Source organism: Acidobacteriota bacterium (assembly GCA_029861955.1).
Taxonomy (GTDB): Bacteria; Acidobacteriota; Polarisedimenticolia; order Polarisedimenticolales; family Polarisedimenticolaceae; genus JAOTYK01.
Window position 1 is genome coordinate 1 of the sequence record JAOTYK010000010.1, and the last position, 23365, is coordinate 23365.

The 23365-nt window shown below is 60.9% G+C and carries 20 protein-coding genes and 1 pseudogene; 8 read left to right on the forward strand and 13 right to left on the reverse strand.

The window, feature by feature from the left end; all coding sequences use genetic code 11:
• The 3 genes from OES25_06380 to OES25_06390 all read left to right on the forward strand — a co-directional run.
• Positions 1 to 1365, forward strand: a 1365-nt coding sequence (locus OES25_06380) for a hypothetical protein (protein ID MDH3627269.1), incomplete at its 5' end; no start/stop codon positions are given.
• Positions 1362 to 2270 carry a hypothetical protein gene (locus OES25_06385; GenBank protein ID MDH3627270.1) on the forward strand — a complete coding sequence of 303 codons (909 nt, stop codon included), beginning with the start codon at positions 1362 to 1364 and terminating at the stop codon, positions 2268 to 2270. The genes OES25_06380 and OES25_06385, both read left to right, overlap by 4 nt.
• A 31-nt stretch (positions 2271 to 2301) precedes the next feature.
• Positions 2302 to 3132 (forward strand): ion transporter, encoded by an 831-nt coding sequence (locus tag OES25_06390; protein ID MDH3627271.1) that lies wholly within the window; start codon positions 2302 to 2304, stop codon positions 3130 to 3132.
• A gap of 35 nt (positions 3133 to 3167) precedes the next feature.
• On the opposite strand, the gene OES25_06395 is transcribed toward OES25_06390, so the two are convergent.
• The 3 genes from OES25_06395 to OES25_06405 form a co-directional block, all read right to left on the reverse strand.
• Positions 3168 to 3887, reverse strand: a complete 720-nt coding sequence (locus OES25_06395; GenBank protein MDH3627272.1) for a sigma-70 family RNA polymerase sigma factor — start codon at positions 3885 to 3887, stop codon at positions 3168 to 3170.
• Positions 3888 to 4442 carry a hypothetical protein gene (locus OES25_06400; protein ID MDH3627273.1) on the reverse strand — a complete coding sequence of 185 codons (555 nt, stop codon included), beginning with the start codon at positions 4440 to 4442 and terminating at the stop codon, positions 3888 to 3890.
• 92 nt (positions 4443 to 4534) lie between these two features.
• A complete protein-coding gene (locus tag OES25_06405) occupies positions 4535 to 5500 on the reverse strand; it encodes a hypothetical protein (GenBank protein MDH3627274.1) in 966 nt (321 codons plus the stop codon).
• A 185-nt stretch (positions 5501 to 5685) separates the two neighbouring features.
• Here OES25_06405 and OES25_06410 point away from each other — a divergent pair, with 185 nt between their 5' ends.
• Positions 5686 to 8124, forward strand: a complete 2439-nt coding sequence (locus tag OES25_06410; protein MDH3627275.1) for a serine hydrolase — start codon at positions 5686 to 5688, stop codon at positions 8122 to 8124.
• Positions 8125 to 8136: 12 nt separating this feature from the next.
• Here the strand turns inward: OES25_06410 and OES25_06415 are convergent, their stop codons facing one another.
• Both OES25_06415 and OES25_06420 read right to left on the reverse strand, forming a co-directional pair.
• Complete coding sequence (locus OES25_06415; GenBank protein ID MDH3627276.1) at positions 8137 to 8715, reverse strand: DUF488 domain-containing protein; 579 nt, start codon at positions 8713 to 8715, stop codon at positions 8137 to 8139.
• Positions 8716 to 8767: 52 nt separating this feature from the next.
• Positions 8768 to 9301 carry a hypothetical protein gene (locus OES25_06420; protein MDH3627277.1) on the reverse strand — a complete coding sequence of 178 codons (534 nt, stop codon included), beginning with the start codon at positions 9299 to 9301 and terminating at the stop codon, positions 8768 to 8770.
• Between the two features lie 89 nt (positions 9302 to 9390).
• On the opposite strand from OES25_06420, the gene OES25_06425 reads away from it, so the two are divergent.
• Positions 9391 to 9666 (forward strand): hypothetical protein, encoded by a 276-nt coding sequence (locus OES25_06425; GenBank protein MDH3627278.1) that lies wholly within the window; start codon positions 9391 to 9393, stop codon positions 9664 to 9666.
• A 59-nt stretch (positions 9667 to 9725) separates the two neighbouring features.
• Here the strand turns inward: OES25_06425 and OES25_06430 are convergent, their stop codons facing one another.
• The 3 genes and pseudogenes from OES25_06430 to OES25_06440 all read right to left on the reverse strand — a co-directional run bounded on the left by OES25_06430 (position 9726) and on the right by OES25_06440 (position 13908).
• Positions 9726 to 11243, reverse strand: a complete 1518-nt coding sequence (locus OES25_06430) for a hypothetical protein (protein ID MDH3627279.1) — start codon at positions 11241 to 11243, stop codon at positions 9726 to 9728.
• Between the two features lie 392 nt (positions 11244 to 11635).
• Positions 11636 to 11728 (reverse strand): annotated as a pseudogene (locus tag OES25_06435) (prepilin-type N-terminal cleavage/methylation domain-containing protein).
• Positions 11729 to 11826: 98 nt separating this feature from the next.
• The gene (locus OES25_06440; protein MDH3627280.1) at positions 11827 to 13908 is read right to left on the reverse strand and encodes a M3 family metallopeptidase; all 2082 of its coding nucleotides are present in this window, start codon (positions 13906 to 13908) and stop codon (positions 11827 to 11829) included.
• Between the two features lie 234 nt (positions 13909 to 14142).
• Between OES25_06440 and OES25_06445 the strand changes: the two genes are divergently transcribed.
• Positions 14143 to 15672, forward strand: a complete 1530-nt coding sequence (locus OES25_06445; GenBank protein MDH3627281.1) for a peptidoglycan DD-metalloendopeptidase family protein — start codon at positions 14143 to 14145, stop codon at positions 15670 to 15672.
• On the opposite strand, the gene OES25_06450 is transcribed toward OES25_06445, so the two are convergent.
• Both OES25_06450 and OES25_06455 read right to left on the reverse strand, forming a co-directional pair.
• The gene (locus tag OES25_06450; GenBank protein MDH3627282.1) at positions 15644 to 17056 is read right to left on the reverse strand and encodes a hypothetical protein; all 1413 of its coding nucleotides are present in this window, start codon (positions 17054 to 17056) and stop codon (positions 15644 to 15646) included. The two genes, OES25_06445 and OES25_06450, sit on opposite strands and share 29 nt — an antisense overlap.
• A complete protein-coding gene (locus OES25_06455; GenBank protein ID MDH3627283.1) occupies positions 16972 to 18357 on the reverse strand; it encodes a sodium-dependent transporter in 1386 nt (461 codons plus the stop codon). The genes OES25_06450 and OES25_06455 overlap by 85 nt, the downstream gene beginning before the upstream one ends.
• Before the next feature lie 166 nt (positions 18358 to 18523).
• Here OES25_06455 and OES25_06460 point away from each other — a divergent pair, with 166 nt between their 5' ends.
• Both OES25_06460 and OES25_06465 read left to right on the forward strand, forming a co-directional pair.
• On the forward strand, positions 18524 to 19267 hold the full coding sequence (locus tag OES25_06460; protein ID MDH3627284.1) for a TerC family protein: 744 nt from the start codon (positions 18524 to 18526) through the stop codon (positions 19265 to 19267).
• Positions 19264 to 19788, forward strand: coding sequence for a histidine phosphatase family protein (locus tag OES25_06465; protein ID MDH3627285.1), 525 nt, complete (start codon positions 19264 to 19266; stop codon positions 19786 to 19788). The genes OES25_06460 and OES25_06465 overlap by 4 nt, the downstream gene beginning before the upstream one ends.
• Here OES25_06465 and OES25_06470 read toward each other — a convergent pair.
• The 3 genes from OES25_06470 to OES25_06480 all read right to left on the reverse strand — a co-directional run bounded on the left by OES25_06470 (position 19785) and on the right by OES25_06480 (position 23273).
• A complete protein-coding gene (locus OES25_06470) occupies positions 19785 to 20528 on the reverse strand; it encodes a hypothetical protein (protein ID MDH3627286.1) in 744 nt (247 codons plus the stop codon). The genes OES25_06465 and OES25_06470 overlap by 4 nt on opposite strands.
• A gap of 27 nt (positions 20529 to 20555) precedes the next feature.
• Positions 20556 to 21029 carry a hypothetical protein gene (locus tag OES25_06475; protein ID MDH3627287.1) on the reverse strand — a complete coding sequence of 158 codons (474 nt, stop codon included), beginning with the start codon at positions 21027 to 21029 and terminating at the stop codon, positions 20556 to 20558.
• Positions 21030 to 21155: 126 nt separating this feature from the next.
• A complete protein-coding gene (locus tag OES25_06480; protein ID MDH3627288.1) occupies positions 21156 to 23273 on the reverse strand; it encodes a polysaccharide biosynthesis tyrosine autokinase in 2118 nt (705 codons plus the stop codon).
• Positions 23274 to 23365 lie beyond the last annotated feature (92 nt).

A 23365-nucleotide genomic window follows, 5' to 3' on the forward strand; every position in this document is an offset into this window, starting at 1 on the left:
GCTGTCGCCGCCGACTCGTACCCGTTCCAGATTCAGGCCACCGATGGAGCGATCAACCGAAACATTCCGGTCTCCGTCATCGTTGCCGATATGGCGCCGGGGGCACCCCAGCCGGATCAACCGGCCGACGGCCAGACCGACACGGCTCGCTCGCCGGACTTCTCATGGCTGAGCAGCCCGCAGGCGGTCACCTATCGATTAGAGATCGCGTCGGACACCGGTTTCCTGAATGTTCTCTACGACGTCGTGGTCAGCAGCGTCAGCCACATGCCGACCATCACGCTGGATCCGGTGACACCCTACTACTGGCGCGTAAGCGCAGAAAACGCATGCGGCGTCAGCGTCCAGTCGGCGACATTCCAGTTCACGACGCGACCGGTCCCGGATCTACTTGTGGTGGATGACGATGACAACGGCCCGGATGTTCGGGCCACGTATACCGACGCACTGGATACGCTGGGACTCCCCTACGACATCTGGGATACGGGCAACAGCGATGATGAACCCAGCGCGGAGGCGCTCGCCCCGTACAAGAAGGTGATCTGGTTCACCGGCGACGAGTTCGGCGGATCTGCCGGGCCGGGCCCCGGTGGCGAGTCCGCCCTTGCCAGCTGGCTCGACAGCTCGGCCTGTCTTCTGCTCAGCAGTCAGGACTATTACTACGACCGTGGGGCCACCGGTTTCGTGACGGGCCATCTTGGTGTGGCGTCAGCCACAAGCGATGTCGGCCAGACTTCCGCCGAGGGCGCCGGCACGCTGTTCGGTGGATTCGGCACCTACACACTCTCGTTCCCGTACACCAACTACACCGATGACATTGTTCCCGACGTTACTGCCGAGGGCGCGTTTATCGGATCGACGACCAACCTGTCGAGTGTCGACAAGGACACCGGTGTCTATCGGACGCTGTTCATGAGCATCGGTGTCGAGACCCTACCAACGGCGACCGACCAGGAAAACGCGCTGTCGGATTTCATCACATGGTGTGACGCCCTTGGCGGACTGGATCCCGATAGCGACGGGACACCCAACGGTGGCGACTGCGCCCCGGGCGATCCGGACAACTGGAGCCCTCCGGGTGAGGCGCGCAGCCTGTTCATGACGACGGCACCCGCCGACAACCTGGACTGGCAGGCCCCCATCGCTCCGGGTGCCATCCTGGTCTCCTACGACGTTCTGCGGGCAGACGGTGCGCAAGCGTTTGCAGCCGCAACCTGTCTCGCCAGCGACATCGCCGGGCCAACGGCGACAGAAACCCTGGTTCCGGTAGTGGGGCAAGCGTATTACTACCTCATCCGCTCCCGTAACGGCTGTGGCGACTCGTTGGGGAGCCAACGAGCCCAACCCGGTGTGACCTGCCCATGATCAAGAAGCACAGTTTGTGGCTGCTGTGTCTGGGGCTGTTGCTTGCCGATGCCCCCTCGGTCATCGCGCAATCGGAGCCCGACGACGGCGTCCCGGTGGCCGCGACGGAGTTGCGTTATCGCATCACCGCGACGGCGGCCCGGGTTAACCGACGTCCGATGGGTCCGACCCGACGTCGGGTTCAGGGAGTGCCTGCAGAGCCGATCGATTCCTTCGTCTGGAACGGTGAGGGCTCGACCCCCGTCGAAGGTCGTATGACCATCGACGTCCTGCCGATGCGAAATACCGGCGTCATCGATGTGGAATGGACCGACACCCACGGAGACTGGCACTTGCGCGTTGTGCGGTTTCTGCACCCGGATATCCACAGCTCCGGGATCCGACTCGGGAGCTCCGCGAACTGGACGGACACCGTTCTCAATGAGGCCATCAGCCACAACGTCTATCTCCACGGAGACACGGGCGCGGGACAACCGGTATTGCCGACGGTCTTCACGTACCTGGCGGCCTGGGGACCTGCAAAGGTCACGCTCAACGGCGAGTTGTTCGCCAATCCGTTCGAGCTCCCGGCACCGCTCTGGGGCGCTCACATCATGGTCACCGAGGGTGTGCGACGGGAGGACGGATCCGTTCGGACCCTGACCAACGAAATCTACAATCCCTCGCGGGCCACCGAAGGCGCCGTCGAGCCGGCTGACATTGAAGCCCACATGACGTTTCACGATGAGATCTTTCCGCGGACAGAGAACATCCCACCGTTTTTCTCGTTCTTCTATCACGTCATCTTCGAAGACGTGCAGATCGAGATCACGCAGTCGGAACCCGTCGACCGTCCCGACATCCTGATTCGGCCAATCATCGGGAACCGCGACTTGCCACTGTGGGACCTGGGCGTAAGCCGCTAGACGCCCTCGAATCGGGTAGACTCCCGGAATGATGGATCGTAGACCCTCCGAAGCACCGCCCCGCACACGCTCGTGGCGTTCAACGCTTCACGAGATCATCTTCGAGGCGGATACGCCCCTCGGCAAGGCATTCGATGTTGCCCTGCTCGTCGCGATCCTCGCCAGTATTGTCACGGTGATGCTGGAGAGCGTCGACACCGTCGATCAACGCTACCACCGCTTGCTTGCGATTCTGGAATGGACCTTCACGATCGTCTTCTCGATCGAGTACATACTCCGGCTCATCTGCGTGCGTCGTCCGATCCTTTACGCTCGGAGTTTCTTTGGAATCATCGATCTCCTTGCAATCTTGCCGACCTACCTGAGTCTCTTGATCCCCGGCGCCCAACAGCTGCTCGTCATCCGAGCGCTACGCCTGCTTCGACTGTTTCGAGTGTTCAAGTTGGGCCGCTATCTCAGTGAAGCCAGGGCACTAAGGCGAGCCCTGTGGGCCAGTCGGCAGAAGATCATCGTCTTCCTGGCAACCGTCCTGGTCATCGTGGTCATCGTCGGGTCTCTGATACATCTGATCGAGGGACCGGAGAACGGCTTCACCTCGATCCCACGCGGCGTCTACTGGGCGATCGTGACGCTGACGACGGTGGGATACGGCGATGTTTCCCCCAACACGGTGCCAGGGCAAATGCTTGCCGGCGTGATGATGATCCTGGGATACAGCCTCATCATCATTCCAACCGGAATTTTTTCGGCGGAACTCGCGGGAGGATTGCGTGCGATCAGTACCCAGAGCTGCCCGGCCTGCTCTCGCGAGGGGCACGAATCGGGCGCCCGATTCTGCAACCAGTGCGGCACCCGGCTCTAGAGAGAGATTTCCGGTCCACCCGTTACCAATCGGCGTCAGGCTTCGCGGATGACGCTCAACAGGTGACGAACCTCGTCATCGACGTGTTCATCTTCGACGGTACGACCGATCTCCTCTCGCAGCAGGCGACCGAAGGCACGTCGTAAACGCGAGACCGCCATCTTGATCGCCGATTCGGTCGTGTCGAGGTCGACGGCGATCTCCTTGTAGGATCGGGCGGTCACATCCGCCGACAGATGCGGCTCGAGCAACTGGAATTGTCGAAGTTTTTTCGCGTCGTCAAATTCCGCTCGCAGTCGATTCTTCGTCCGTCCAAGAACCGCGAGAGCCCATCTTCGTTCATAGGCCTGCTCCGGAGTTCGGTGGTCCGGAGGTTCTTGACGGTAGCGTCCCTCCGCATCGGCGCTATCGAGAGCGACCCACTCGACTTCGCCACCGCGCTTGATCGTCGTGGCGTCGCGATGTTGGTTGGCCAGGAAGTGCTTGAGCGAGGCCAGCAAAAAGGACCGAAATTTGCCGTCTTCCGGTCGCACGTCTTCCAGGTAGTCTTTCTCCAACATGCGTAGGAAGTAAGACTGCGTCAGATCCATCGCCTCGTCAGGCCCATTGCCGCGTCGCCTGACGAAGTAGTAGGCCGGATACCAATAGGTACGACAGAGCTCGGCCAGGGCGGCCGACGCGTCCTCGCTATCCGTCCCACGGGCGGACAGGATCATCGTCCAACGCGTCGTATGAAACCGCCCGTCGCCGCCCATTCAGTCCGATCCGCGCTCCAGAGCGAACGTCATTTTCCCGGCCCGCTCGCCGTTGGCGTAGGCAATCCATTGGCTCATGATGCGATCGTCACCCTCCCACGTAATCCGCGCGTCATGGATGTGGTTGTCGACCTTCGGGTCCAGATTGGACCCACCGGTGAACTCGAACACCATGTCGGAGGACGAGCTCTCCGATCGGTTGAGACGCATCGTCGGCTGGTTGCCGCCGGCGCAGTAGTGGGTCAGGACCAACTCCGCACCGTCGAGGTGATACATGTTGATCATCTCGTGAGGAGACCCGGGACTCATCGTCTCCATGACGACCGAACCGTTGGCCGAGACCTGGATCTGATGGACGGTCTTCATGTCGTCGTGATCCGAATCCTTGGCCTCGCCCTCACCGACGGAATGACCACTCCAGGTCCCAGCCAGTGCCTTCAGCTTCTCAAACGCGTCGCCCGCGTCGATCCCGTCGGCCACGGCGGGCGTTGAAACGGCGAGGATTGCGACGACCGACAGAAAGACGAAACGACGAAAGAATTCTGTAGATTTCATTAGATTGTCTCCTGATGATCCGTGCGGGCCCGAGTATACACCGGGCTTCGGAACGCCTTGATGATGATGGCCATCGGCGCGAACGAAATTGTTCAGTGTCCAGGAGCCTCCGGCTTGTTTGCCAGCACGAGATAGCCACCCACGATGATGATGGCCAGGCCCAACCAGAACCGAATATCGATGACGCCCCAGCTCACCGAGCTGGCCCACATCACGTAGAACGAATTGACCACCGGCGCTCCGGCAAAGACCAGTGGCATCACGATGGAGGGACCCCCACGCACGTAGCGATTGCCGAAGACGACACCCCAGGCCCCGGCCGTGGTGATGGCACCGGCCAGCATCCCATCCTTCAGTCCCGCCGACGTCAAGGTCGCGTGAGGCTCCACACCGGCGAAATAGACGATTAGCCCACCGAGCAGTGCGACGACTCCGTAGGCGCTACTGAGCGCGACCATCGAGCGGATGCCGCTGCGACCGAACGCCATCGTCGCGGCGTGAACCTGCACGCCGTACTTGCCCCAACAAACCCAGACCATCGCCACGAAGGCCAGGAACCACCAGTTCATCTCCTCGCCGGAGTGTTGCGCGGCAGGTCGGTAGGTCAGTGCCAGAACAACGCCCACCATCAAGAACAGGACACCGGCAAGAAAGCCGCGCCGCGGCCATGCTTTCAACTCAAGACACGTAAAGACCGTGTTGCCCAGTTGCACACCACCGAACAGCAGCGGCATCACCACTTCCGGGCGATGATAGAGACGCAACGCGAGAATGAGGGCAAGGTTGCCTCCGACACCCAGGAGCCCTGCGAAGAACCCCTTGCCGAATCCTTGCCGATTCCAGTCCCCCTTGTCGGGCACCGCGCCTGTTATCAGCAGCAACATGCCGCCGACGATTCCGACGACCACGTAGCCGAGCCCGATCATCACCAGTGATAACGACGCCGAACCGCCGAACTCCACGCCGGCCTTGCCCAGGATCGGTCCGTAGACACCCCAGCTGACCATCGTTAGTAGGATCCAGAGCTGGGCCGCCTGTAGGCCCCGATTAGATTTCACGGAAGACTCCTCGATCGACTCGAATGGGCTCGAAGCGCTGCTCAGGATAGGCCATCGGGGACCGCTCATTCCAGCCATGGACCCACCCGGCGGTTCATTCCGACCGAAACCGAATACTTGGGCAATTGCGGGGGTACAGTCTACGTATCGAGCGATCGAAAACAGCTTCGTGGGGGAATGGATAGATGAAACGGAAAGCACTGGCCCATCTGGTTGCCCTTTTTCTGCTCTTTCTGCTGCTGGTAGCGCCGGCACCCGCAGCCGCCAAGACCGACTCGGACCTCGAGGCCCGTTTGGCGGAACTGGTCGAACGGATGGAGCAACGCAGGGAGGAGCTTCACATCCCCGGGATGGCCCTGGTGGTCGTCAAAGGCGACGAGGTCATACTCGCCCGTGGTTTCGGTGTCACGGATATGGAATCCAACAACCCGGTCACGGACGAGACGCTGTTCATGATCGGCTCCACGACCAAGGCCTTCACCTCGATGCTGGTCGGCATGATGGTCGATGCCGACAAGATGGCCTGGGACTCGCCGATCGCCGACTACATCCCGTATTTCGACCCGACGGTCGACAGCGAGGATGAGGATGCACGGGTGACGGTTCGCGACGCCCTCTCCCATCGCAGCGGATTCTCCAGGATGGGAATGCTGCTGACGGCGCAAGACGTCGATCCGACCGATGTGCTGAAGGTCGCGAACGGTGCGGAAGCCTTCGACGGATACCATCAGGCGTTCCATTACAACAACATCATGTTTCTGGCCGCAGGCACCGCCAGCGCCAAGGTCGCCAATTCGGACTGGCACCGTCTTGTCCGCAAGCGGATCTTCAAGCCGCTCGGGATGACAAGCAGCTCGACGGAATCCGCGAAGATCCGTGGCGACCTCGTCCCCGGTTATGCGTGGCAAGAAGACCTCGGCGAACTCGATCGCCAACCGGTTCTGCCGATCGATGTCGCCGCTCCGGCGGGTGCCATCGTGTCCAATGCGACGGATATGGGAAAGTGGCTTCGCTTCCTCAACGGCAAGGGAACCTATCGCGGCAAGCAATTGGTCGATGACGCGACGATCGCCGAAATGTGGACATCCAACATCGAAATCGCTGAGAACTTCGGTTATGGGATGGGCTGGTTCGTTCGTGAATGGAACGGCCACAAGATGCTGGAGCACGGCGGAAACATCAACGGCTTCTCAGCCGAAGTCGGGCTCCTGCCGGACGACGACATCGGCTTTGCGTTGATGACGAACTTGACGGCCACGGCTCTGCAACAGGAGTCGCTGGAAATTGTCTTCGAGTCTCTCCTGGGCGAGGGCGAATCGACGACCACCGACCCGGAGGCGGACACCCACGAGACCGATGAGGCCGCGGAGTCGCTGACCGCGTTTCTCGGAGACTACGTCGCCGAGTTCGGCGCCTTCAAGGACGCGACTTTTGCAGTCTCCGAGCAGGACGGCGTCCTCTTTGTCAACGTTCCCGGCCAGACCAACTACGAAATCAGGCCGGTGGGCGACGACGGGCGACGTCCCTTCGCTGTCACCGATACGGTTGCCGTCTCGTTCGAAGCGAATGAGGACGGCAGCGTGGATCTGATGCGCATGCATCAGGGTGGTCTCGATTTTGAACTCCCCCGTCGTGGAGTGGTCATCGAGCCCGAGATCGACCTGGATGAACTTGCACCCTTCCTTGGCACCTATCACTCCGAAACCTTCAACGGCGACGTGCCGGTCCGGATCAAGAACAACCGACTGGCGGTAGACATTCCAGGGCAGATGGCGTTCGAATTGCGACTGCCCGACGAGGACGGGCGACGGCGGTTCCGGATCCGGGAAGTGATCAGCGTTTCGTTCGAGATGGATGACGACGGACGAGTCGCGTCGATGACCTTGTACGAAGGAGACGACCAGTCTGAGACGATGCCACGCAGCGGCGATCCCGACGGGAAACCGCTTCCCACCGTGTCGGAACTGATGGCCGTGCGCGCCAGCGACGCACGAGTGGCAGCGATGAAGGCCATGGGCGGCGTGATGGTCACGAGCCGATTACAGATGGTTCATGCAGGCCTCAGCGGCACGTCGACGACCTGGGGTGACGGGACGCGCTTCCGTAGCGAATCGGATTTCGGTCGTTTCGGCTGGGTTCACATTGCCCTCACGCCTGAGATGGGCCAGATGCAGACCCACGTGACACCCATCGACGCGATCGAGGGACGCCGACTCTCCGCCTTGATCGAGTTGGAGAGCGTGGCGCAGAACCTGGACTGGAGAGAGCACTTTGATTCCGTCAAGGTGCTGCGCTGGGAGACCCGGGACGATCAGAGTCTCTTGCTGGTCCAGCTTCGTAACGGCGACGCACCCGTGATTCGCGCCCTGGTCGACACGGAGACCGGAGACATCGTGGAGTACGAGTCCTCGATACCGATTCCCGGCGCCAACACGGAGATTCCCATTACCGTCACCCTGGAAGACTACCGGGAGGTCGAAGGGGTCCGCATCCCGTTCCGCTCGGTTGCCGTCAATCCCGAATCGGGAAGCACCGTCACCGAGATCGACACGATCAAGACCGGTCAGACTCTGTGCGACGCCCTGTTCGAGCTGGGCAGCGAGCCCGACTGCGCCGCGATGTAATCGGGCCCGGCGCTACGAGGATCGTTTCTGGACGCGACTGTCGTACGCGCGGAGAATCATTGCGTCTTTGTCCGCAAACAGGTCCGTCGGCGGGAGCTTCATTCGTTTCAGTAATCGCTGTTCCAACTCCGCATGGGGTTCGGCACTCCCGTCGGCGCGGATGTGGAGGATCTCCTCGGGGCCATCGCGCAGTGCGCGACAGATCAGCAGAGTTCGATGGCACTGGATGGGGTCTCGCTCCGCGCACATCAGTGCGATGCGGTGCTGCTGCAGGCCAAGACGAAGTCGTTGTAGACCCTGCCGAAACAGGGTCGTGCGTGCGGCAACGTCGTAGAGGACCCGTCCATCGGCGTCGTAACACTCGGGTTCACTCCGTCGCGCGCCCAGTTCGTCGCCAAGAAACACATACGCGATTCCGGATGCCCAGAGATCTCGCTTGAGCGTCTCGCGATTGAACTGGGGATTGAAACGACTATAGGGAGACGACCGAACATCGCCGACGGCGGTAATCTCGTGCTGACGGAGGAGGCCAACGAACGTCGTCGTGGAATGAGTCGAATGACCGATTGTAAAGACCGTCTCTCGCGTCATAGCGGTCACGGATACGAGATCGACTTCCCACCCGGGAGCCGTTTGAGAAACATCACATCCCCCCCCACGCGCCACACGCCTGGTCGTACCAGTAACGACCCTCGGGGAGGGTGAACTGATAGCTGTTCTCTATCTTCGCAAGTTGCTCGGATGTCATCACGACACGGTTGACGGAGATAGCGCGTCCGCGACGGGTCAGGACGATGAGTTCACCGGCGTCGGGTTGACCGCGGCCGTAGATATCGACCGGGTAGACCGAGAAGTGGAGTGCATCGTCGCCAACCTCGAACCAGGCCCGGAACCCATAGCTGTCGCCGTAGCTCCCGACCAGTGTGCCGACCACACCCGGGTCCCCCGGGGACCCCTTGATCTGCATCTGGACACCGTCGGCGAGCATCACGCCAGCGACCGTGCCATCTTCGCCCTGTGCCAACTGGACGGTCATCTTGACCTCGGGACCCCCGGACTCGAAAAGGCCGTCGAAACGGGGTCCCGCGCCGGAGACCACGGTGACGGAGGCTAGAGCCGCGCCGGCGATCCAGAACGACCGTCTGAGCAACTGAGGGCGACGGGTGTTCGGCTGCATGGCGATCCTCCCCAGGACGCGTCGGTCTCTGTAGCTTACGCTAACCTCGCAGCCCTGTTAAGGGGCGTCGGTGCTATTCTGCTGACTCGATGGCTACCGTAAGAACAAAGTTGGCGATCCTGATCAGCGTCGTCCTCGTCGGGACGTTCGGCCTCCTGATCTACGTCATGCTGCAACAGGCCAAGGTCTCCTGTGAGGCCTGCATCCAGTTCAACGGACGCACCGTCTGCCGAAGCGCCATCGGTCCTGATGACGCTTCGGCCAGTCGAACCGCGATCGACAACGCATGCGGGCTATTGGCCGGCGGCATGACGCAGTCGATTGCCTGCACCAACACGCCACCGGTCTCCCTCGTCTGCGAATAGCGTCGCGGACGGACTACGGCATCAACTTGAGTGCCTTCAGATATACCGTCAAGAGAGTGTCACTCGGAAACGACGGCTCCGGGACCGCGACCGCGCTGCCAGGCCGCGGCGGGCTCCCCAAACTCGTTGAACAGGATCACCGACTGGAACCCGTTCTTGTGGGTCCGCTTGCCGAGGTCCGTGATTCGAGACTGTCGTTCTTCTTCGGATAGATCGGCCCAGTCGTCGACGTGCGCAAACATCATCGGCCCGGCCGTCTCGACGCGGGTCACGTTACACGCGGCCGACAGTTCAAGGATCGACGGCGGCTCGGGGTCGGACCGTCCCGCACCAAGTACGAAGAAATTGATGAAGATCGAAGTCACGAAGAGAACACCCGCGACGGACCCGAGAATCTTCATTCTGCGTCGTTGGCGAGCCAACTGGTTGGGGCGCTGCTTGGCGACCACGTACTCCGTGACGGTATCTCCCCGGGTCCGCATATCCTTGAGCGCGCCCAGGTACAGCTCTTCCTCGCTGACCTTCTTCGGCGCGTCCGGTAATGCAACATCCCCGGCCACCGATTCGCGTAACAGCGCACGCATGGAATCGATATCCGTCGCGATCTTCCCGGCCTCCTCCGCGCCCAAATCCTCGTACGGATCTCGTAGGACGGGTGCCAGTCGGAGCTTCAGCGAGAATAGGCCCCGACCGCTCGATCGCAGTTCTTCGGCGAAACCAGAGAGTCCCGCCTGCAAGGCTCCGTCCTGTTGATCTTGCACTCTGGAAGCGACAAATTCGAGAGCGACCTGTGATTGTGTCAAGCGTTCAATCAGGACGTCGCGCTGCGCACGGACCGGCTTGTTGTCGTCCGACGGGTGCCCAAGCTGGACCCATTCCTGTAAGTACAACTCGACGAGCGATTGGATTGCCAGGGCGTCGACGGTCGCCCTCGATGCACAATCCTCGGCATCCGGATCGATTACGCTTCGAATACATAGTTGTTGCTCGTGAGAGAGCATTTCGGTTTCTCGCTCCAGTTCGCCACGCCCCTCGGCCCGGGTCAGCTGTGCGAGCCGGATGGCCAGGACCATGCATGCGATCAGGTCGGATCGTGAGCAGCAGAGGACGTCGCCCATCTGCAAGAGGTAGTCCTTGTCGCCGCGATTGAGCTCTTCGTCATCATAGGAAAGCGTTCGCAGCCGATTCTCTAGTCGAACGACCTCATCGAGCAACGGCGGGAGAACCCGCGCACAGCCCTCGATCTCGGTCACCTCCAGAGGCTTCATCTCCAACAGACGACGCAGCTCTCGTTCGACCACGAGACGCGTGCGCAGGAGATCGCGTGGAATCGTAAACCGTGGCCCACCGGTGGCCTCGTCCTCCGCTATACGGAGGATGGTCTGAAGCTCTTCCGGTCGTGGCTCGTAGTGAAGTTCCCGTGTGATCTGGCGTCGCGCTTCGAGACTTCTGTCGGGAAGCGTTGCCAGAAGCCGATCCAACTGGATCGACAGCAGATCCAACGCGTCCGCGAACTCCATCGGCGTGTTGTCCGACCCGACAACGTGGGACGTTAGCGATCCGTCTTCGTTTGTCATCGAGGCGACCCGTCGATCCGCACGAGGCCATCGGGTGTGTAGGTCGCGTTGTACCAGTAGACGCCGTCCCAGTTGACGTCGCCAAGACCGGATGGGATAAGCACCTGGCCGGTATAGATCAGGGACTTCGCGTCACCCTTCGGGCGAACGACACTCCACCAGCCGAATGGACCCAGATCCTTGAATCCCAGGATCTTCTCGCCGTCGAACTTCTTCAAGATGGAGTCGGCATCGTCGATGTAGCCATTACTAATGAGAGGCTCCAGAGTCGCCGTATCGAGCGTGGCGTAGCTTCCGTTGTCGGCATAGTGACGACTCATCGCATCGTAGAGGGTATCCATGGCGGCCGCAGTAGCCGTCCGATTGGCTTTCTCCATGGCGCGCCCAAACATGGGAACCGCGATCGAACTCAGCAGCCCGATGATCAGAACGACCACCATCAATTCGATCAGAGTAAAGCCGGATTCCTGGCGTCGATCTTCCATCAGATCTCCCGAACCGTTACATAGTCGTAACCTATTCCGGAACGGGGGCGGGTCAAGCCCCGCCGGGAACGGGCCGAAAAACGGGTAAGTTACGGGGTCTAATGGCGGGCGGGCACCGGGAAACCGCGGTCCCTCATCAAGGCACCGATGCCGGCATCTCGACCGCGGAATTCGCGATAGGCGTCCGCAGGGTCGACGGCGTTCTGGATCGCGAACAGGTGCTCGACGAGCTTTGCCGCGAGGTCGGCGTCGTAAAAACCGTCGCCGGCTTCCACGAACGCCTCCGCCGCGTCGGAGGTCAAGACATCGGCCCAGAGATAGCTGTAGTACCCGGCGGAGTATCCCTCGCTACTGAAGATATGACCAAAGTGCGGGCTCCGATGCCGCATGACGATCTCTTTCGGCATGTCGAGGGTCTTCAGGGTCTCACGCTCGAATCGATCCGGCTCGATCCCCGCCGGATCGGTCATGTGGTAACGCATGTCCATGAGGGCCGAGGCAAGGTACTCGACGGTTGAGAATCCTTGATTGAATGTCGCCGCTTTGCGAATCTTCGCAACGAGTTCCGCCGGCATCGGCTCCCCGGTTTCGTGGTGCGTAAGATACGACTCGATCACGCGATCAGTCAGGAGCCAACGCTCCAGGAGTTGGGATTGAAACTCCGTGTAGTCCCGCAGTCCGCCGTTGAGTGTCGGATAAGCGACCTGCGACGATAAGGAATGCAACGCATGGCCAAACTCGTGGAATAGAGTGGTGGCATCGGTCCAGGAGATCAACACGGTCTGCCCTGGCGCACCCTTGATGAAGTTGGAGTTATTGGCGCTGAGAACCGTCCGCTCTCCATCGAAGCTCTCGTGCCGCCGGTAACTGGTCGCCCAGGCGCCGGATCGTTTTCCCTGACGGGCGTACGGATCCAGATACCAGAGCCCCACCCTTTCCCCGGAAGACCGGCGGGTCACCTCGTAGACGCTCATATCCTCGTGAAAGACGGGCACGGTATCGCTGGGAACGGGTGTAAATTCGAAATCGAACAGCTCGCCCGCCACGTAGTGCATCGCGGAAACGAGTCGATCCATCTGCAAGTATTGTTTTACCTCGTCGAAGTCGAGATCGTACTTGGCCTGACGGACACGCTCAGCGTAATAGCGATAATCCCACGGCTCGATGGTGATGCCCGCTCCATCCGCGTCCGCGATCGCCTGCATATCGGCAACCTCTTCCTGAACCCGGCCAAGGGCCGCCGGCCAGACAGCCTCCATCAGGTCAAGGGCCCGCTGCGGCTCACGAGCCATTCGATTCTGCAGACGCCAGTGGGCGTACGTCTCGTATCCAAGGAGTTGCACCCGTTCGTGACGTAGACGGAGAATTTCGGAGATGATCGCGTTGTTGTCGAACTCGTCGCCGTTGTCACCACGAGAGAAATACGTTCGCCAGACTTTCTCGCGGAGCGCTCTATCCGACGACGTGGTCAGAAACGGCTCCATCGACGAACGCGTGTTGGTGATGGCGTATGCCCCGTCCTGATCTCGCTCGGTTGCTGCGGCTGCGGCCGCGTCGGTGAACGACTTTGACAAGCCTCCGAGTTGGTCTGCGTTGAGATAGAGAACATAGTTCTCTTCGTCTGCCAGAACGTTATTAGAGAATTGTGTCTGGAGATCCGAGAGCCGCTTGTTGATCTCTGCGTAGCGCTCCCGGGCCGTCCCGTCCAGGGTCGCGCCGTTGCTGGCAAACCCGTCGTACGTAAGCCAGACAAGCCGGCGTTGGCTCGGACTCAGGGAGTCCATCTCGTCACTCTCGTAGACGTTCTTGATCCGTCGGAAGAGGGCATCGTTCTGGATGATCTTCGACTGGTACTCGGACAACCGTGGATTCATCTCGCGCTGGATTTCGCGAAACTCGGGTGACGATCGATTGGCGCTCCAGATCCCCCAGTAGGTAAAAACGGTCCCGATCGTTTCGCCGGCGCGCTCCATCGCGACGATCGTGTTTTCGAAATTCGCAGGTTCACTGTTTGCCGCGACGGCATCCAGTTCCTCGAGATGTGCGTCGATCGCGGTGGTGAGAGCCGAACGGACGTCGTTCAGGTCCATGCGGTCGAACGCGGGCACACCGTCGTAGGGCCCAGCGAATTCCGCGAGCAGGATGTTCATATCGCTACCCGTTCGTCCGTCGTCGGACATTTCGGCCCCCCCACAAGCCGTTAACCATATCAGCGTGACCATAATGACAGCGAGACGATTCTTCGAGTTCATGGCATTTCTCCTCCGGTCGTTTACGAGTGAAAACGGCCAGGGTTCCGGCGGTCTGGGGTGCCACCGCGAGTTCAGATCCGGAATTCTGATAATAACGTTGAGGGCGAGGCAAAATCGCGTATGTATCATAATCAGGTAAAGTTTTTTTGGCTGGGCAAGAGCGTGTTTTCCATCGATCGACGACACCCCGCGGGTGGGCTGCTCCTCGGAATGTTGAGCGTCTTTCTCATTGGCGGCTCCGTCATTCTCGCCGAGGGGCGGGGTCCCGACGAGCAGGGCGGCGGTGAACCCGCGACTCCTCGTCCTGGCGATGAATTGACCCCGGAGGCCCGCTTCCGTATCGAGGCGGAGATCGAGCGCAACGTCGATCGGCTGCGGCTGGAACGGATTCTTCCCCAGGAATCGACTCTGCAGCGAGCCAATGCCGTCCTGGCGTGGCCCGTCCGCGCCGCGGTCAGCCTGACCCAGCCTGGTCATCACGGCATCTCGAATTTCGTCGATCACGACCCGATCGCACCTGGGAGTATCGAGGACTTCGCGTGCGGTGCCCGGTCGTACGACTTGTCGACCGGCTACAACCATCAGGGAGTCGATATCTATACGTGGCCGTTCCCCTGGTTGATGATGGATCTCGATCTTGTCGAGGTCGTCGCCGCCGCCGACGGGACCATCATCCTGAAGGATGACGGCAACTTCGATCGAAGCTGCGCCCTCCAGGCCGCCCCATGGAATGCGATCTATCTGGAGCATGGCGACGGATCCCGCACCTGGTATGGCCACCTCAAGAGCGGATCGTTGACGGCAAAGGGCGTCGGGCAGACGGTGACCCAGGGCGAGTACCTCGGCATCATCGGAAGTTCGGGCAGTTCTACGGGTCCCCATCTTCACTTCGAGTCCTACGACTCGACGCTAACGCTGAACGACCCTTATAACGGGACGTGCAATCTGATGAACGCCAACAGCTGGTGGGCATCCCAACGTCCGTATTACGACTCGGCGATCAATCGTCTGACCACGGGATTTTCTCCGCCCAATTTCAACACCTGCTCCCAGCAGGAATCGCCCAACGTACAGAACGTCTTCAACCCAGGCTCCACGATCTACTTCACCGGCTACTACCGTGACCAGTTGCTCGTTCAGATGAGCACCATCACGATCTACCGACCCGACAACTCGGTCTACGCGAACTGGAATCACACCAGTAACGCGGGGTTCTACTCCGGCGCCTACTGGTGGTGGTCCCTGACGAACGTTGCGCCATCCGGACCGACAGGGGTCTGGCGCTTCGAGATCGAATTCGACGGCAAGTTCTACAACCATTATTTCCGGATCGGTGCCAATACCGGGTCGGGACGGATCCCCGGACAGAACGGAGAACCCACGCCGCTAACGATCGGTAAGGGTGTCGGGCAGCAATTGGTCCTGGACTGGGCCGATTCGTGTACGACCACCGACGTCGACTACGAGATCTATGAGGGTCGGATCGGCGGCTGGTACGGGCACGAACCCATCGCCTGTACGACCGAGAGTGCCGTTACCGCGACTATCGATCCGGATCTCGGCGATCGCTACTATCTTGTCGTTCCGACCGACACGATTGAAGAAGGCTCACACGGGCGTAACAGCCAGGGTGTCGAGCGGTCTCCGGGGTCGTCGAGTTGTCTCACCCAGACGATTGCGATCTGCCCCTGACCGCTCGCAACGGCCCCACGAGCGTCAGATTTCCCGCGAGTCGTCCGCCGACGAATGCAATCGCCGCCGCGACCGCCCCGACCCACGGCGTCGTACGGATCAGCAAGGCCAGGAGCCCGGCGATACCCGCGATCTCGATAACCGTCGCCCAGGTGATCGGTCGTGTGTAGCGTTGGTGCATGAGGAACGCTCGCTGAACCGACAACAGGACCGACAGCGCCGGGATCGGGATCAGGATCCACGCCGGCAACAGCGCAAATCGATACAACGATTCATCCAGCCCGGACAGGGTCTGAAACCACACACGAGAGAACGGCGTTGCCACGATGAGCGCCAGACCGATACTGGCCGACAGGCCCAGAGTCAGGGCAAAACGGAGCACGGGCCGGCGATAGGACGGATCCCGGGCGAGCATCGTGATGATCACTTCCTGGTAGGCCAGCCCAAGGCTCCGGAACAGAAACGTGAGGGCGTTGATCACCGGAAGAACCGCGAGTGAGTCCAGGGGACGTGGGGCCCGCCCCATGAAGAACGTCACGAGCGGCTGAGCGGCCATGGCCACGACTGACGTCCAGGCGAGTGGTAGATAGAACTGCCAGATCTTCCCGTAGCTGGTCGCGCTCCCCGCCTCCGCATCGTGGGCCGTCAAACGTCGCACCTCGTGGCGGGCCATCCAACGTGCGACGACCGCCTCGGTACAGACCGCGATCGTCAGCGCCGCCGCGCCGAGATAGGCCCCCGCGATCGAGGTTAGGTTGTAGAACGCAACCACCGCGCTCAGCATCGTCAGCAGTCTCACGACCGTCCCGTAAGCGACACGTCGCGGCGACCCGCGACGGATCAACAGGCCCTGGTGAAACCGTCGATAACCGATCGCCGCCGGCCACGGGAGCAGGATCATCAATGCGCCACGGGTCAGATCTGCCACGTGCGGGTCGAGCCCGATGAGCCCCTCGAAGATCGGTCGATAGAGCGGCGTCAGGACAACCAACAACATCGCCGCGGTTGTTCCCAGATTGAGCCAGTGAGTGAATTGTCGTAGACGCAAGAACGTCTCACGCCCGTCCACCAGCGCCGTCGACGCTCCCAGCATCATGATGACGGGTGCCTCGACGATCACCGCGACGGCGAACGCAACGCCGAATGCCGCGAGGTTATAGCGAGGCTCGGCGAGCCGCGCGATGACCGACGCGAGAAGGGGTCCCTCCACCGCCATCATCATCCAGGTGCCGGCCAGCGGGAGCCAGAAGCGAAGAATGTCTCGCTGTCTAAGCTGTGGGTTGTCGGTTCGAGAGCCGGTCAGGAGAAGTCGACCCCCAGGATCACGGCGACGATGATCGCGGCGACCGCGACCGGCGCCACGTAGCGGATGAAGAAGCGCCATGCCCCGTAGTGGAACCAGGCGGGTTGGTTTCCATCCACCAACTCGGACTCCGTCGCCTTGCGGGTCATGAACCAGCCGGCGGCGAGGGTCACGGCGAACCCACCGGTCGGAAGCATCCAGTTGGACACGAAATGATCGGCGGTGGCGAACCAGCCGGGTTTGCCGGCGAAGATCTCGAAGGTTGAGATCGCGGGAACCGCACCGAACGACATCGCCGCCAGGATCGTGAAGACGAAGATCGTGCCGCCACACAGGAGCGTGGCCTTGGCGCGGGCGACCTTGTGCTCGTCGATGACGTAGCTGGCAACCACCTCCAGGAGCGAGATGGTAGACGTGAGCGCCGCCACGGCGACGAGAACGTAGAACATCGGCGCCAGAATCGTTCCGAACGGGACCTCCGAGTAGAACAGCTGCGGGAGCGAAATGAACAGCATGCCGACGGTGGATTTTCCGACCTGTCCGTCCATGCCGGGGACGGAGAAGATCACCGAGAACATGATCACCGTCGCCACCAATGCGATGAGCGTATCGAGAAGGACGATGACCGCGGACGCCTTGACCAGCGACTGCTTACGATCGAGGTACGACCCGTAGGTCACCATGGCGCCCATGCCGAGCGACAGCGTGAAGAACGAGTGACCCAGCGCCTCCAGAATCCCCGATGGTTCCAGCTCCGAGAAATTGGGTCGGAAGATGAAAGACAACGCTTTGCCGGAACCCTCCATACCGATAGCGGCGATAAACAGCATGATCAGGATGCCGAACAGCACCGGCAGCGCAGTCCGCGTGATCCGCTCGATCCCTTTCTGGACGCCGAAGTAGACGACGGAGACGGTCGCCATCGAGAAGACCATGGAGAGCCCCAGCTGGAGCCCCCCGTTGCCGGCCTGACTGCCGAACAGATCTCCGGTGGCAAGATCCGCCGGAAATCCGTTGAGGCTCCATCCCAGCGACTTCCAGAAATAGAACAGGGACCAGCCGGCGATCACCGTGTAATAACTGAGGAGGATGAAACCGCAGAAGACACCCCAGAGGCCGACGATGCCCCAGGCGGGACCCACGGCGTGCTTGAGGGCGCCCACGACACTCTTCTGACTGGTCCTTCCGATCAGCAGTTCGGCCATCATGATGGGGAGGCCGACCGCCAGAATGCAGATCAGGTAGGTCAGGACAAACGCGCCACCCTGGTTGTTCCACGTAATGAAGGGGAACTTCCACAGGTTTCCCAACCCGATGGCGCTGCCGGTCGCCGCGAGGATGAAGCCCGCACTGGATGTCCAGTGGCCGCGTTTTTGTTCCATGCCGTCACTCCGCTCGTCAGGGTAGGCAAGGATAAACGCTGAGAAGCCGGTTAGGAGCGGGTATTTTCTGAACTTTCGTCGTCCGGATCGACCCCGTGTGGCAGGATATGTGGGAGGTTCGCCGTTTTTCGGGCGAGACACCGCAAAGAGGTCCGGAAACGACGTCATGGAGTGGCTGAGCGATCCCCAGATATGGACAGCGCTGGTCACCCTGACCGCCCTCGAGATCGTCCTCGGAATCGACAACATCGTTTTCATTTCGATCCTCTCGACGAAGCTGCCTCAGGAGCAGCAGGCGTCGGCCCGGCGGCTCGGCCTGGCCCTGGCGATGTTCATGCGCGTCGGCCTACTTTTCTCGATCACCTGGATCATGAGGCTCACCTCGCCGCTGGTCACCCTTCTGGGCAACGAGATCTCGGGGCGGGACATGATCCTGCTGGGAGGGGGCCTGTTCTTGATCGGCAAGAGCACCCTCGAGATCCACGAGAAGATTGAGGGCGAGCATGGATCGCGCAAGAACAACGCGCGCGTCCACTCGTTCTTCGCGATCATCGTGCAGATTCTTCTCCTGGACCTGGTCTTCTCTCTCGACTCGGTGATCACCGCGGTCGGCATGGCCGATCGGTTGGGAGTGATGGTGGCGGCCGTCATCATTGCCGTCGGCGTCATGATGTTGTCCGCCAACTCGATTTCGAGTTTTGTCGAGCATCATCCGACGGTGAAGATGCTGGCTCTCAGCTTTCTCCTGCTGATCGGCATCAACCTGGTCGCGGAGGGCCTCGACCACCATATCCCGAAGGGGTATATCTACTTCGCCATGGGATTCTCGGTCTTCGTCGAGATGCTCAACCTGCGAATCCGTGGGCGTGGCCGAAGTCTCTCTCACGGTGACGCGGGAGGAAGTCCATGATCCGTCGAATCGGTCTGTCTCTTCTGCTGCTGGCGGTTCTTTGCGGATGCTCGTCGGCAACGCCGGCGGCGGACACGGTCGTGTTCCTGGTCCGTCACGCAGAGAAGGTCAAGACCGGAGACGACCCGGCACTCTCCCCTCCCGGTATCGACCGCTCGGATCGATTGGCCGTCCTGCTGGCAGACGCCCACGTGACCCATATCCACAGCACCGACTACGTTCGCACGAAGACGACCGCCGCTCCGCTGGCGTCGCGGCTGGGAATCGACGTGTCGCTGTATGACCCGAGGAAATTAGAGGCATTCGCGACGCGTCTTCGCGAAACTCCCGGGCGTCATCTTGTGGTGGGGCACAGCAACACAACCCCGGGAATGGTCAAGCTACTGGGGGGTGAACCGGGCTCCCCCATCGACGAGCCCGGCGAGTACGATCGGCTCTACATCGTGACGATCGACTCCGATGGAGTCGCAGAGACGATGCTGCTGCGATACGGAACCGCCTACGAGGCGAAGGTTCCCTAGCTCTTGCTCTTGGAGGGTTGGTCCCACAACAGTTGAAAGACTCGCAGAACTCCCCCGGACTCCTTGAACCAGACCCCGGCGACACCGCCGTCTTCCTTCGGGTAGAACCAGGCTACGACACCCTTGCCCTCGGGCCGGTAATCGTTCACGTTGCCCGGTTTGACGACGCCGATGGCCGCCGTGACCTGCGCTTCGCTCATCCCCTCCGTGGCGGCGGCGAATCGCTCCTTGGTCATGTAACGCATGGACTCGGCGTGAGCGAGGGCGGTGGTCAGCGCCTCATTGTCGGGATCGAGCATCAGGGCACCGTTGTAGATCTCGATCGCCCGATTGTAGTTGGCCCGCGACGTGATGTACTGCTCCGCGACGAGGATGTCCTCCGAGCTCTTGAGACGGATGGCCGCCTGCTGGATCTCGTTGAGAGGCTCACCCTCGACCATCCCGGACCCGTTGATGAAGTCGACCAGTTGATCAGAGAACGCCCTGGACTGCACGTCGAGTTCCGCCTCTAGGGTCTGACGCGGCGTAGGCTCGCCCTCGCCCTCGCCCTCGCCATCCTCCGGCAGGGCTGCCAACTGTGCCCGCTTCGCGTCCAGGTCGGCATGGGCCTGCTGGACGGCCGCCCAACCATCGTCGATGGAGAGCTTGGCCCCTTCCTCGGGGACCTGCTCACACCCGACGAGCGGCAGCAGACAGACAAGAACAACAAGGATTGACGGCGTAGACGGGAACATTCGCATGATGCCTCCTGAACCGACGCTACCACATCAGCTATCTTCCGGCGCATCGTGGATTACCGATGCGTAGGTGCCAAATCGGGTGCCGGGCTGCTCGCGAGCCAGACGCCCCCAGGACTCCCGCAGGGCCGCCCAATCCTGTTTGCCTGCCATGAACCCGGCGATACCCTGCCAGTAGAGAGCCTCGGCCTGGATCGGATGATCGCCGCTGCCTTCCGCAAGCGTCGCGAACCCCGATCGCGCCTCCTCAAACTTGCCGTGGCTGTAGTCCGCGGCGGCACGGCAGAACGCAAGCTCGGCGACAAACCCGTCCGGTGGCAGCCAACCCACCCAGCGTCGGATCAGAAGCCCTCGCCCGTCGGCGACGATGAGTGTGGGACCCCATGAGACCCGGGCGCCGGCCGAGGCGTCGCGAAAGTCCGGATGACGCTCGAGCATGTTGATCTTGTACGGAACGAAGTCTGCGGCGATGGCGGACTGGGTGTCTGGGTGTGGATACGTCACGGCATCCATGCGGCGACAACCCAGTCAGCCGGGGGAATAGATGTAGGTCAGGAGGAGCTTGGCTTCGTCGGCGGCGCGCTGACGAGCGTCGGTGAGTGTCTCCGCCCACGAGATCGTCGTCATCGTCTAGGCACCCAGATTTTGTTGCTTCTTCTTCCGCGTCTGTTTCTTGACGGGAGATGTGTAGTCATAGTTGCCGTAGTAGTGATCCTTGTACGTCGCATGGGTACTGTCGACGTCGTTCAGGACGGCGCCAATGAGATTGGCGTTCACCTCGCGGAGCTTCTTGGCCGAGCGGCGGATCGTCTCACGATCGTTGTTGCTGTGTCGGATCACGAGGACCACCATGTCGACCATCGAACCGAGAATCAACGAGTCCGAGAGCGCGGCCACCGGTGGGGAGTCGAGCAACACCCAGTCGTAAGACTGCTGGAGTCCCGCGAGCAATTCCTTGAATCCGGCAGCACCAAACAACTCGGTAGGATTGGGTGGGATCGGTCCACAGGTCAGGATGTCGAGATTCGGAGAGTTGGGTAGTTGCTTGAGGTATTCCTCGTAGCCTTCGCCCCCCTCGCCCTTGCGGCTGCCGAGTAGGTGATCCGTCAGCCCGCCTTCGCGACGCAGGCCAAGATGATCGTGGATCGTCGGGCGTCGAAGATCGCCGTCCACCAGGATCACCCGGTCACCGGCGGACGTCAGCGCCTTGGCAAGGTTGACGATGGTCGTTGACTTGCCCTCTCCTGCACCCGAACTGGTAACCAGCACGGTCTTCAATGTCCGACTCTTGCTGGCGAACAAAACGCTCGTACGAAGCGTCTGGTACGCCTCGACGATCGCTGCCGAGGTTTCCTTACGGACACGGGGTACGACCGAGAGCAGCGGCAGTCCGAGGTACTGCTCGATGTCTTCGGGAGTCTTGATCGTGTTGTCCAGATAATCGGTGAAGAACACTGCGCCGATACCCAGGAACAATCCCAATGCCAATCCAGCGGCCAGATTCAGCGCCTTCCGAGGACGCACCGGAAATGCGGGAAGGACCGCCTCGTCCATAAGGCGGATGTTGTTGGTCAAAGTCTCACGGTTGAGATCGATCTCACCTACACGGGCCATGATCAGGTCGTAGATCCGTCGATCCTCTTTCAATTCGGCGTCGATCATCACGACTTCAGTCGAAGTGCGAGAGCGATCCATGCCCTCTTCGCGAACCCCTCGTAGCTGCCGCTTCAGGTCAGTCTCGCGACTGCGGTCGATCGAGTACTGGGTCTTGACCTTTACGATTATCTTGTTGGTTTCCAGGTCAAGCTGACGATGGATGTCATCCAACCCGGCCCGCGTGGTCTTGGTTCGCGGATGTTCATCACGAAACGACAGCGATTGCTTCTCGAGTTCCTTCTCCAGTGCGTACGCCTGCGTGCTCAATTCGATGATCAACGGATCGTTAGCCACGGCGTCAAGACCGAGAAAACTGCCGCCTCGTTGTTCGAGTTTCTCGATTGCATTGAAAGTGGCCTCGAGGGAAGCCCGGGAGATACCAATTTCGGTCAACTCTTCCTGGAGTTGATTGATGCGTAGCCGGGTTGCGTCGTCGGACGGGTCCGGAACGTAGAGTTCTGTCTCACGGGCTAGCTGATATCGACGGTCCTCTTTTTCGGCAATCGATTTTCGAATTGGATCGAGCTGGGAATACAGTTCGTCCATGATTCGACGGGCATTCCCGATCGCCGAGTCAATGTTGGAATCGATGTAGACACGAGCGACTGTGTTGACCAACAGTTGAGCCGTCGCAGGGTCGGCGTCCTCGATACTTACCTCGACCAAGTAAGTGTCAATCGTCATGTCCAGTTTCACCCGCGATGCAAGCCAACCTGCCGGGTCCTGCAGATCGGAATAGGGCAACACATTTCCTAGTCCGAGATCCTCAATGACCTTGCGTGCGGTGTCCCGACTCTTGACGATCTGCTTTTGAGTGTTGATGTAACGATCGTCGGCCATGTAGCCCCAGCCGGAGGCCCCGAGCTGAGAGAAATCCGCGTTGGGAGTAAGGCTCTTGGGTCGCGGCTGGATCTCGACCGTGGCCGTCGCTCGGTAAATCGGCACCTGCATGAAGGTCGTAACGGCCACCAGGCTCAAGACGACAAATGCGATGGTCAACACCATCCACTTACCGTGCAAGACGACCTGCCAGTAGTCACGAAGGTGCTGCCCGCGCTCGCCGACCTCCTGGGTGTTGCCCACGTTACCCACGTCTTTTCTCCCGCCGTGCCGGACGAAGTCCGTCCTTACTATACGAACAGACTCGCGAACCGGCCAGTCGGGCCGTCGGAAAGACCAAAGAT

Excerpts from the sequence above, each read along its gene's own strand:
- OES25_06385 (MDH3627270.1), top strand. The coding sequence starts at position 1,362 with ATGATCAAGAAGCACAGTTTGTGGCTGCTGTGTCTGGGGCTGTTGCTT.
- OES25_06390 (MDH3627271.1), top strand. The coding sequence starts at position 2,302 with ATGGATCGTAGACCCTCCGAAGCACCGCCCCGCACACGCTCGTGGCGT.
- OES25_06395 (MDH3627272.1), bottom strand. The coding sequence starts at position 3,887 with ATGGGCGGCGACGGGCGGTTTCATACGACGCGTTGGACGATGATCCTG.
- OES25_06400 (MDH3627273.1), bottom strand. The coding sequence starts at position 4,442 with ATGAAATCTACAGAATTCTTTCGTCGTTTCGTCTTTCTGTCGGTCGTC.
- OES25_06410 (MDH3627275.1), top strand. The coding sequence starts at position 5,686 with ATGAAACGGAAAGCACTGGCCCATCTGGTTGCCCTTTTTCTGCTCTTT.
- OES25_06415 (MDH3627276.1), bottom strand. The coding sequence starts at position 8,715 with ATGACGCGAGAGACGGTCTTTACAATCGGTCATTCGACTCATTCCACG.
- OES25_06420 (MDH3627277.1), bottom strand. The coding sequence starts at position 9,301 with ATGCAGCCGAACACCCGTCGCCCTCAGTTGCTCAGACGGTCGTTCTGG.
- OES25_06425 (MDH3627278.1), top strand. The coding sequence starts at position 9,391 with ATGGCTACCGTAAGAACAAAGTTGGCGATCCTGATCAGCGTCGTCCTC.
- OES25_06430 (MDH3627279.1), bottom strand. The coding sequence starts at position 11,243 with ATGACAAACGAAGACGGATCGCTAACGTCCCACGTTGTCGGGTCGGAC.
- OES25_06440 (MDH3627280.1), bottom strand. The coding sequence starts at position 13,908 with ATGTCCGACGACGGACGAACGGGTAGCGATATGAACATCCTGCTCGCG.
- OES25_06450 (MDH3627282.1), bottom strand. The coding sequence starts at position 17,056 with ATGGCGCTTCTTCATCCGCTACGTGGCGCCGGTCGCGGTCGCCGCGAT.
- OES25_06455 (MDH3627283.1), bottom strand. The coding sequence starts at position 18,357 with ATGGAACAAAAACGCGGCCACTGGACATCCAGTGCGGGCTTCATCCTC.
- OES25_06460 (MDH3627284.1), top strand. The coding sequence starts at position 18,524 with ATGGAGTGGCTGAGCGATCCCCAGATATGGACAGCGCTGGTCACCCTG.
- OES25_06465 (MDH3627285.1), top strand. The coding sequence starts at position 19,264 with ATGATCCGTCGAATCGGTCTGTCTCTTCTGCTGCTGGCGGTTCTTTGC.
- OES25_06470 (MDH3627286.1), bottom strand. The coding sequence starts at position 20,528 with ATGCGAATGTTCCCGTCTACGCCGTCAATCCTTGTTGTTCTTGTCTGT.